Annotated in this window: 10 protein-coding genes; 9 read left to right on the top strand and 1 reads right to left on the bottom strand. The window is 61.8% G+C overall.

Features of this window, described 5'->3' with window-relative positions:
• The first annotated feature begins 193 nt into the window (after positions 1-193).
• Genes ACOJB8_RS40225 through ACOJB8_RS40185 form a run of 9 tightly spaced genes read left to right on the top strand, consistent with a single transcriptional unit; the run spans position 194 to position 8,488 of the window.
• Positions 194-1,657, top strand: coding sequence for a phage tail-collar fiber domain-containing protein (locus ACOJB8_RS40225; RefSeq protein ID WP_475017785.1), 1,464 nt, complete (start codon positions 194-196; stop codon positions 1,655-1,657).
• 10 nt (positions 1,658-1,667) lie between these two features.
• Positions 1,668-1,946, top strand: coding sequence for a phage tail protein (locus ACOJB8_RS40220; RefSeq protein WP_475017783.1), 279 nt, complete (start codon positions 1,668-1,670; stop codon positions 1,944-1,946).
• A 58-nt stretch (positions 1,947-2,004) separates the two neighbouring features.
• A complete protein-coding gene (locus tag ACOJB8_RS40215) occupies positions 2,005-3,177 on the top strand; it encodes a phage tail sheath protein (protein ID WP_475017781.1) in 1,173 nt (390 codons plus the stop codon).
• A gap of 30 nt (positions 3,178-3,207) precedes the next feature.
• Complete coding sequence (locus ACOJB8_RS40210) at positions 3,208-3,717, top strand: phage major tail tube protein (protein ID WP_475017779.1); 510 nt, start codon at positions 3,208-3,210, stop codon at positions 3,715-3,717.
• Positions 3,718-3,777: 60 nt separating this feature from the next.
• Positions 3,778-4,182 carry a phage tail assembly protein gene (locus ACOJB8_RS40205; protein ID WP_475017777.1) on the top strand — a complete coding sequence of 135 codons (405 nt, stop codon included), beginning with the start codon at positions 3,778-3,780 and terminating at the stop codon, positions 4,180-4,182.
• Between the two features lie 8 nt (positions 4,183-4,190).
• Complete coding sequence (locus ACOJB8_RS40200; protein ID WP_112175730.1) at positions 4,191-4,316, top strand: GpE family phage tail protein; 126 nt, start codon at positions 4,191-4,193, stop codon at positions 4,314-4,316.
• Positions 4,309-6,996, top strand: a complete 2,688-nt coding sequence (locus ACOJB8_RS40195; RefSeq protein WP_475017775.1) for a phage tail tape measure protein — start codon at positions 4,309-4,311, stop codon at positions 6,994-6,996. Before ACOJB8_RS40200 ends, ACOJB8_RS40195 begins: the two co-directional genes overlap by 8 nt.
• Before the next feature lie 17 nt (positions 6,997-7,013).
• A complete protein-coding gene (locus ACOJB8_RS40190; RefSeq protein ID WP_475017773.1) occupies positions 7,014-7,421 on the top strand; it encodes a phage tail protein in 408 nt (135 codons plus the stop codon).
• A 2-nt stretch (positions 7,422-7,423) separates the two neighbouring features.
• Positions 7,424-8,488, top strand: a complete 1,065-nt coding sequence (locus tag ACOJB8_RS40185) for a phage late control D family protein (RefSeq protein ID WP_475017771.1) — start codon at positions 7,424-7,426, stop codon at positions 8,486-8,488.
• 92 nt (positions 8,489-8,580) lie between these two features.
• Here the strand turns inward: ACOJB8_RS40185 and ACOJB8_RS40180 are convergent, their stop codons facing one another.
• A complete protein-coding gene (locus ACOJB8_RS40180; RefSeq protein WP_475017769.1) occupies positions 8,581-9,102 on the bottom strand; it encodes an IS21 family transposase in 522 nt (173 codons plus the stop codon).
• Positions 9,103-9,290: the final 188 nt, after the last annotated feature.

Here is a 9,290-nt window from a genome sequence, read left to right as displayed (position 1 = left end):
TGCGCGTGTCCAGCGGATCGACGCGACGGGCGCAGCCGTGGGCGATGCCTTGAGCTGCGAATTCAGCGCGTACGGATACGGCCCGTTCGCGGTCTATTCCGATTCGGGCGTCAACGTGACGATTCTCCCCTGACGGCGCGCTGCGCAAAGCTCGGGCATCGCCTCATAGAGACAGACGGGACTCGCTTTAACGATGAACTTCAGAACCATCCACACGAAATACGGTCGCCAGCGCATGGCGCAGGCCGAAGCGTCGGGAGTCCCGATCAACATCGTTGCGATGGCGGTCGGCGACGGCGGCGGCAACGCAACGACCCCGGACGAAGCACAGACGCAGCTCGTGCACGAGATGTTTCGGGCGAAGCCGAACCGCGTCATTCAGGACTCGAACACGCCGGAACTGTTCACGCTGGAGCTGCTGATTCCAGCGGAAACGGGCGGGTTCACCTGTCGCGAGCTGTGCGCGATCGACGATCAGGGCGGCGTGTTCGCGGTGGCCAACCTCCCGGCCGCATACAAGCCTGTCGGCGACGGCAGCGAGGGCGCATATGCCGACATGGCGGTGCGCATGCAATTCCTCGTGACGAATGCGGACGTGGTCACGTTTCCGATTGACCCGAACGTTGCTGTCGCCACCCAGCAATGGATCAGGAGCACGATTACAGTGCCGTTTCTCCTGCCAGGCGGCACGACTGGCCAGGTGCTCAAAAAGAAGTCGAACAAGGACGGCGACACCCTATGGGGCGACCCTGAAGCGGTGCAGGCCGTTGTGTCGACGATCGAGGAAGTACAGGAACTCTCGGACGGTCAGACGGCTGTCACGCTTGTCCGATGCACGACAGAAGGGCTCGCGGTCTATATCGACCGCGCTCGCCTGCTGCCGAACGAATGGACGGCCGATCCGGTCGACGTCACGAAGCTGACGCTTGTGGCCGCGTACCCCGCTGGCACCAAGGCCGATTTCGTGCAGAACGAGCCAGGGGCGGCCAAGCCGCTCATGCAGGATCGCAACCTTGCCGACCTGCAATCGGCTGCCACTGCGCGCGGGAACCTCGGCGTCTACAGCAAGGAAGAAGCCGACACCAAAGCGCCACCCTCGCTGGTAGCCTTCTTTGCGCGCACAACGGCTCCGAGCGGCTGGCTGAAGGCCAACGGTGCAGCGGTCAGCAGAACGGCTTACGCGGCCCTTTTCGCGGCAATTGGCACGACCTTCGGCGCTGGCGATGGGTTCAATACGTTCAACCTCCCGGACATGCGCGGCGAGTTTCCGCGAGGATGGGATGACGGCCGTGGGGTCGATTCTTCCCGTGCGATCGGAAGCTGGCAGACCAACATGACGGCCAGTCACGCCCACGCGGCCAGAACGGATGCGAAGGGCGGCCACGTGCACAACGGCACCACCGGCACGGGCGGCCAGCACGTTCACCAGATGGCACCTGTCCCGCTACGCACGAAAGACGTGGACCGGGGCGGCAATGGCAGCCTGTTTTCGGTCGATGATGCGACGACGCCAAACACGGAGGCGGCAGGCAACCACAACCACACTTTCCAGACGGACACGCAGGGCGCGCACGATCACGTCGTTACGGTCGACGCCACGGGAGGCGCGGAAACTCGCCCCCGCAACGTGGCGCTGCTCGCCTGCATCAAATTCTGAGATAGAACGCATGAAGACCGTTTATCAGACCGATCGCGCGGGCATGTATCAAGGTCCGGTCGACGCCGACGAAAGCCCGCTGGAGCCGGGTGTTTTCCACCTTCCAGCTCGTGCCGTGGAAGTCGCGCCGCCGCAGACGTGGACAGAAAGCCAGTGGCCGAGATGGAACGGCGCAGGGTGGGACCTCGTCACAAAACCCGACCCCGCCAACGAAGCCGCGCAGGCCACGGCGAAGCTGCGCGACTTTCTGGCCGGGAATCCCGATGTCGCCAAGCTGATTGGCATGTAGCAGGCGCGGCAAGCGCCGCAAGTAATCCCGAATATCCTCACCTTAAAGGAGTCCTAACATGCCTGACGCGTACCAGCACGGCGTATCCGTCATCGAAATCAACGAAGGCTCGCGCCCGATCCGCAGCGTGTCGACCGCTGTAATCGGCGTGGTCTGCACGGCCGAAGATGCTGACGCGGCGACGTTCCCGCTCGACACGCCTGTGCTCATCACCAATGTAGTTTCAGCGCTCGGCAAGGCGGGCACGAAAGGCACGCTATACACGACGCTGAACGCGATTGGCCAGCAGACGAAGCCCATGACTGTCGTCGTGCGCGTTGCGGAAGGCGTCGACAGCGCCGCGACCACTACCAACGTGATTGGAACCGTCACGGCTGACGGCAAATACACCGGCCTGAAAGCGCTGCTCACCGCACAGGCGAAACTCGGCGTGAAGCCGCGGATTATCGGTTCGCCGTTCCTCGATACGCAGGCAGTGGCGGCCGCGATCGCCACGACCGCGCAAGCGCTCAAGGGTTTCGCGTACATCGCTGCAAACGGCGCAAAGACGAAGGAGGAAGCGACCACCTACCGCAAGCAGTTCAGCCAGCGCGAAGTGATGGTGATCTGGCCGGATTTCATCGCATGGGATGACAAGGCAAGCGCGAATGCCGTGGTTCCGGCGACGGCCTATGCGCTCGGCCTGCGCGCAAAGATCGACAACGACACCGGCTGGCACAAGACCCTGTCGAATGTGGCAGTGAACGGCGTCGTCGGCATCAGTGCGGATGTGTCGTGGGATCTGCAAGACCCGTCGACGGATGCGGGCTATCTGAACGAGCAGGAAGTGACGACCCTCATCAATCGCGACGGGTATCGATTTTGGGGCTCGCGCACGTGCTCGGACGATTCGACGTTCGCGTTCGAGAACTACACGCGCAGCGCGCAGGTAATCGCCGATTCGATCGCCAATGCACAGATGCCGAATGTCGACGGCCCGCTCAATCCCTCGCTGCCGCGCGACATCATCGAGAGCATCAATGGTTGGTTCCGCGAGCAGGTCGCCAATGGTCGCTTGATCGGCGGTTCGTCGTGGTACGACCCGGCCCCGAACACGACCGACGTGCTCAAGTCGGGCGAAACCTACATCGACTACGACTACACGCCGGTTCCGCCGCTGGAGAATCTGAAGCTGCGCCAGCGCATTACCGATCGCTATCTGGCCGATTTCGCCTCGCGCGTCAACGCGTAACGAAACCGCCTAAAAAAAGGAGTAAATACGATGGGCATGCCTCGAAAACTCAAGGGCTTTAACCTGTTCCAGAACGGCGAGAATTTCGTCGGACAGATTGGCGAAATCACGCTGCCGAAGCTCACGCGCAAGGCCGAAGACTGGCAGGGCGGCGGCATGAGCGGCCCGATCAAGGTCGATTTCGGCCAGGAGGCGATCCAGCTCGAATGGACGTGCGGTGGCCTCATTAAATCGGTGCTCACGCAGTACGGCATCACGAAGCACGATGGCGTGCTGCTGCGTTTCGCAGGCGGCTACAAGGCCGAAGATGCGGATGGCTACGACTCGATCGAAATCATCATCAAGGGTCGTCATACCGAAATCGACCTCGGCACGGCGAAGCCAAAGGACGACACGGCGGTCAAGATCACCAGTGCAGCGAGCTATTTTAAACTGAGCTGGAACGGCGAGACCGTCATGGAATTCGATTTCGTGAACTCCATCGAGAACGTCGGCGGGACCGATCTGCTCGCGGCGCTGCGAACCGCGATCGGCCTGTAACGCTCAACCCGGCCGCGTCGCGGTCGGGAACCTTTCCATTCATCGTAGAAGGCACACACCATGCAAACGCCCGATCAACAGTCCGCAGGTGCTCTCACGCACGCTATTCACGACGCACCGGCGCACACCCACGGCAACAGTGCCGAAGTGGCACAGGCGGCCGTGCAGGACGATCCGAACACGCACACGCTCGACACCCCGATCGTGCGCGGTCAGCAGACCATCGACAAGATCACGTTGCGCAAACCGCGCTCGGGTGAGCTGCGCGGCGTGTCACTTTCGGACCTCGTGAACCTCGACGTTTCCGCACTCTCGAAAGTGCTGCCGCGCATCAGCTCGCCGACGCTCACGGAGCACGACGTCGCGAGCATCGACCCCGCCGACCTCGTTCAGCTCGGAGGTATCTTTGCGGGTTTTTTGATGTCGAAGGCCGTGAAAGCGAAAATGGCCTCCCTGACCGAGTAGAAGACGCGATGGCCGACATCGCGACGGTGTTCGGCGGATGGACACCGGCCACGATGGGCGAATTTTCGCTGGCCGAGTTGATGGACTGGCGCGAGCGAGCGCGCCTCAGATGCGGAAACGGTGACGATGGATAACGCCCTCAAACTTCGCGTCATGTTCGACATGATCGACAACATGACGAAGCCCCTTAAAAACATGCTCGCCGGTAGCAAGGGGCTCGCTGGCTCGCTCAAGGAAACGCGGCGCGAGCTGGCCGAGATGGGCAAGACACAAAAGGCAATCGGGTCGTTTCGCGAGCTGCATGGCGGCCTGTCGAACACGGCCAGGCAGCTCGACACGGCGCGCGATCGCGTGAAGCTGCTCGCAGGCTCGCTGCGCGAGTTTGGGCCGCCATCCCAACAGATGATTGGTGAACTGGCCAAGGCCCGACAGGCAGCCTCACAGCTACGTGCCGAGCAAAAGCAGCAAACCACGCAGCTACAGGAAATGCGCACGCGGCTGGCCGGGGCAGGTATCGACACGCGCAACCTCGCGCAGCATGAGCGCGAGCTGCGTGCGAACATGAGCGCGACGACGGCGACCATGACCGAGCAGATGCGCAAGCTCGAAACGCTGGGCGAACGCGAGCGCCGCGTCGCGAGCGCGCGCAAGAGCATGGAGAAAATGCAGGGCGTTGCAGGCTCAATGGCTGTGGGCGGCTACGCTGCACGCTCGACCGGCATGCATATGTTCGGTGATCTGCGCGAAACCCTGGACGAATCGAAGAAGGCCGAAAACGAAGCGGCGCGCATCCGTGCGCTCGGCCTCGGCGATCACGCGAGCGCAGACGCCGAGAAGTACGCGCGCGCGATGCGCGTCTATGGTGTGTCGACCACGGACAACCTCACATTGATGCGCGATTCGTTGACGATCTTCGCCGACGAACACCACGCGAAAATGGTGATGCCGACCCTCGCGAAAATGAAGTTCGCCAACGAAGCGATGTTCGGCGCGGAGGATGCGCACGACAATGAAGAGAAGTTCATGAACATGCTCAAGGTCATCGAGCTGCGCGGCGGCACGAAGGACGAAGCGACGTTCAAAAACGAAGCGAACATGGTTCAGAAGGTGCTGACTGCGACCGGCGGCCGCGTGGGCGGCGACGAGTGGCGCAATTTCATTCAGACCGGCGGCGTCGCCGCGAAGCAGATGCGGCAGGATGCGTTCTATTACCAGATGGAACCGCTTATTCAGGAAATGGGCGGGCACGCAGTCGGCACGGGTTTGATGTCCGCATACAGCAACCTGTATCAAGGCAAGACGACGGTTCGTGCTGCCAAGCAAATGATGTCGCTCGGGCTGATCGACCCGAACATGGTCGAGTACACCAAGATCGGCACGATCAAGCAGATTCGACCGGGAGCGCTTGCGGGTGGCGACCAGCTGAAGGCGTCGCCGCTCGAATGGCTCGAAAAGGTACTGCTACCCAAACTCGCGGCGAAGGGGATCACTGACCCGGACAAGGTCAAGGACATGATTTCCACCATCATCACGAACCGCACGGCCGCGAACCTGTTCACGACGATGTATATGCAGCGCACGCAGATTCACAAGAACGAACATCTGAACGCGGGCGCCGATGGCAACGATGAGCTATTCGAGAAAGCGCGGGCACTCACGGCAGGCCGTGAGATTGCGGCGCTCAAGCAGCTTAGTCAGCTCGAGCTGGAGATTGGCCAAAAGGTTTCGCCGATCTATAACGCCGGGTTGCAGGCCACCGCGAGCGCAACCGAAAAAGTCGTAACGTTCATGAAGGAACACAGCACGGCCGCGAAAGCGATCATTACGGTGCTCGCCGCACTCGCGGCGGTTCTCGTCGTCGTTGGCTCGCTCACGATCGCACTGGCCGGTGTACTCGGGCCACTCGCGATCGTGAAATTCAGCATGCAGGTGCTCGGCATGCAGGGCGGCATTCTCTCTCGCGTGCTCGGCCTCGGCGCGGGCGCGCTCCGGTTGTTTGGGAGCGCTGCGATGTTCGCCGGTCGGGCGCTGCTGATGACGCCAATCGGCTGGATTACCCTGGGCATTGCAGCGCTCGCGGGCGCTGCCTATCTGCTCTATAACAACTGGGGAACGGTTTCGGCGTTCTTCGCCGGGCTGTGGCAGGAGGTTCGCGCGGCATTCGCGGGCGGCATTGGCGCGGTCGGAGCGCTGATCATCAACTGGAGTCCGATGGGTCTGCTGTATCAGGCGTTTGCGGGTGCGATGGGATGGCTCGGCGTCGACATGCCGGCCAAATTCACGGAGTTTGGCGCGCACCTGATTTCTGGCCTCGTGAACGGCATCACGAGCGGCCTCGGCGCGGTCAAGGATGCAATCGTGAACGTCGCCAGCTCCACGGTCGGATGGTTCAAGGAAAAGCTCGGCATTCACAGTCCGAGCAGGGTATTCGCCGAGCTGGGCGGTTTTGTCGCGCAGGGCGCGGCGCTCGGCATAGAAGACGAGCAGGGGCGTATCACGCGAGCGGCGGTTGCAATGGCGACGGTGGCGACCACAGCATTCGGCGCACCGGCATTCGCGCAGGGCGCGGCAGGCGCGACCGTGCCGCTCATTCGCCCGAACGTGCCAATCGACCGCCGGCCGCCCGTCATGGCGTCGCAGGGAGCGGCGGCCGCGCAAGCCGGTCCCATGCAGATCATCGTCAATGTCTATCCGCGCGCGGGTGACGACGAAGTTGCGATCGGTCGTGCAGCGGGCCGCGCCGTTGCGCTGGAGCTGGACCGCCGCGAGCGGTCGAATCGTGCACGCAAAGCATCGAGCCTGTCGGACTCGTAACGGGGGAACGCACTACCATGATGATGTCGCTCGACCAGTTTGTTTTCAGCCTTGCCACCGCGCCTTACAAGGAACTGCAACGCCAGCGCAACTGGAAACACCGCACGAGCTCACGCGTCGGCACGCGCGATGCGAGCCAATACACCGGAGCGGGTGACGATGTCATCACGCTAAACGGCATGGTCGCGCCCGAATCGATCGGGTCGATTGCGTCGCTCGACCAGCTCGCAAAAATGGGCGATGTCGGTGACGCGTATGTGCTCGTCGACGGCATCGGCACCGTTTATGGTGCATTCATCATCGAGAGCCTGAACACGACGGCCACATACCACACCAAGGAAGGCATTCCGCGCAAGATCGAATTCAACCTGTCGCTCAAGCACGTCGACGACAGCAAGATCGCAGCAAAAAGGGACGCAAACTAGCTATGGCATCGGATGAAATCACGAAGCCGCGGATTCAGCCGCAAGCGGATTACCGCGTCACGCTCGACGGCAAAGACCTGTCGAGCCTGATCACGCCGAAGCTCATAAGCCTGTCCATCAGCGAATGCAGGTCCGACGAATCCGACATGCTCGACCTCGTGCTAGATGACTCAGAAAATACGTTCGCGATTCCTAAGCGTGGCGCAAACATCGAAGCGTCAATCGGCTGGCTTGGCGAACCGCTCGTGAACAAAGGCACGTTCACGGTCGACGAAGTAGAGCACAGCGGCACGCCTGATATCATCACAGTTCGCGCACGATCGGCCTCGATGACAAACGCCATGCACGAACGGCGCGAACAGAGCTGGCATGGCCAAACCATCGGGTCGATCGTGCGCACCATCGCATCGCGCCACTCACTCAAGCCCGCCATCGCTGCGGCACTCGCGCAGATTGGAATCGCGCACATCGACCAGACCCACGAAAGCGATATGTCGTTCCTGACGCGCCTCGCGCGCCGCTACGATGCGGTGATGAACGTCAAGGCGCTGAATCTGCTTTTCATGCCGATCGGCAAGGGCACGACAGCAAGCGGGAAATCGCTCGATGTCCTGACGATTTCGCGCGAGGATGGCGACCAGCATCGCTACCACATATCGCAGCGCGAGAGCTACGCAGCGGTGCGCGCGCACTACCATTCGAACGCGAAGGGCAAGCGACAATCGGTGATCGTCGGCGGCGAGAACAACCACAATGTAAAGGTGCTGCCCGAAGACTATGCGACCGAAGCGGAAGCGCGCGCGGCGGCCGAAGCCGAATTCGCGCGTACGCAGCGCAGCCAGGCGACGCTTTCGTACACGCTGGCGCTCGGCCGTGCCGAGATTTTCCCGGAGCTGCCCGTTGTGGTCAGCGGATTCAAGCCGGAAATTGACGCGACGCCGTGGCTCGTGAAGCGGGTCACGCACACGATCAGCGGCGACGGCGGATTCGGCTCACAACTCGACCTCGAAGTGCGCGACGATCCAACGACCGACAGGCATCGTTCGAATTTTCGGAAAGGCAGATGAAGCGGAGAGGGCTTTAAGGGAGGGAGACCCGCAAACGATTGCGCTCGCGGTTTTGGGCAACGGTTCGCTACCCGATGGAAGGACTACGCGTCTTAGTCGGTGTGGTAGGCGGGTGGCCCGATGTCAGCCCATAGGCGGCCGGATCGCCATGCCTTGGGCAGTTCGACGGCAAGCACGCGCCAGCGCGCGAGCACGTCGGCGAAGCTGCCATCACGCTTTGCGCGCCTGACCTTGTCGACGACGTTCCAGCCGCGAACGTACTGTGCAAAGCTGCGACGGCTCGACAGGAAATGCGGCGCGTGCACGCCGACCCAAGCCAGCATTTCGGCCGGCGGCACGTCCGGGGCATTCGGGTCCGGGTCGATGTTTGCGGTGACGGCCACGCCTTCGGATTCGACGCTTGAATCAGGCTGGCGTGCAGGCGCGGCAGATTCCTGCTTGAGAAGGCGCAGCAGCTCGATGCGGTGCCACGGGATGGGCGAGCGTCCGGCGGCATAGTTCCGGACGCTTCGGGTGCAGCAGCGGAGAATATCGGCGATGCGCGCAATGGACAGGCCGTCGACCAGCGCGAGGAAGTCGGAAAGCTCGCCGTGACGGGGTGCTACGGTGTTCATGGGGTCGCGGGCAAGGTTTTTGTAAGAATCTGTAACTATGCTTACAAACAGATTCTTTCAACCTGACAAAACAGATAGGTTTCCCGCCATTAGCTTCTGCGACTTTACATAACATAAATTATCGAACTTTTTGATGTGGGGGCTACGTCCTAATGTCGTGTTCTGGCTATTTACAGATGTCGTGTTTT

The organism is Paraburkholderia sp. BR10141, assembly GCF_056155635.1.
Note: the sequence above shows the minus strand (reverse complement) of the source record. Positions and strands in the feature narration are given on the sequence as shown.

Bases quoted from the DNA above. Each gene is read 5' to 3' on its own strand.
- ACOJB8_RS40185 (WP_475017771.1), top strand. From the start codon at position 7,424: ATGGCATCGGATGAAATCACGAAGCCGCGGATTCAGCCGCAAGCGGAT.
- ACOJB8_RS40200 (WP_112175730.1), top strand. From the start codon at position 4,191: ATGGCCGACATCGCGACGGTGTTCGGCGGATGGACACCGGCCACGATG.
- ACOJB8_RS40195 (WP_475017775.1), top strand. From the start codon at position 4,309: ATGGATAACGCCCTCAAACTTCGCGTCATGTTCGACATGATCGACAAC.
- ACOJB8_RS40220 (WP_475017783.1), top strand. From the start codon at position 1,668: ATGAAGACCGTTTATCAGACCGATCGCGCGGGCATGTATCAAGGTCCG.
- ACOJB8_RS40210 (WP_475017779.1), top strand. From the start codon at position 3,208: ATGGGCATGCCTCGAAAACTCAAGGGCTTTAACCTGTTCCAGAACGGC.
- ACOJB8_RS40205 (WP_475017777.1), top strand. From the start codon at position 3,778: ATGCAAACGCCCGATCAACAGTCCGCAGGTGCTCTCACGCACGCTATT.
- ACOJB8_RS40225 (WP_475017785.1), top strand. From the start codon at position 194: ATGAACTTCAGAACCATCCACACGAAATACGGTCGCCAGCGCATGGCG.
- ACOJB8_RS40180 (WP_475017769.1), bottom strand. From the start codon at position 9,102: ATGAACACCGTAGCACCCCGTCACGGCGAGCTTTCCGACTTCCTCGCG.
- ACOJB8_RS40190 (WP_475017773.1), top strand. From the start codon at position 7,014: ATGATGATGTCGCTCGACCAGTTTGTTTTCAGCCTTGCCACCGCGCCT.
- ACOJB8_RS40215 (WP_475017781.1), top strand. From the start codon at position 2,005: ATGCCTGACGCGTACCAGCACGGCGTATCCGTCATCGAAATCAACGAA.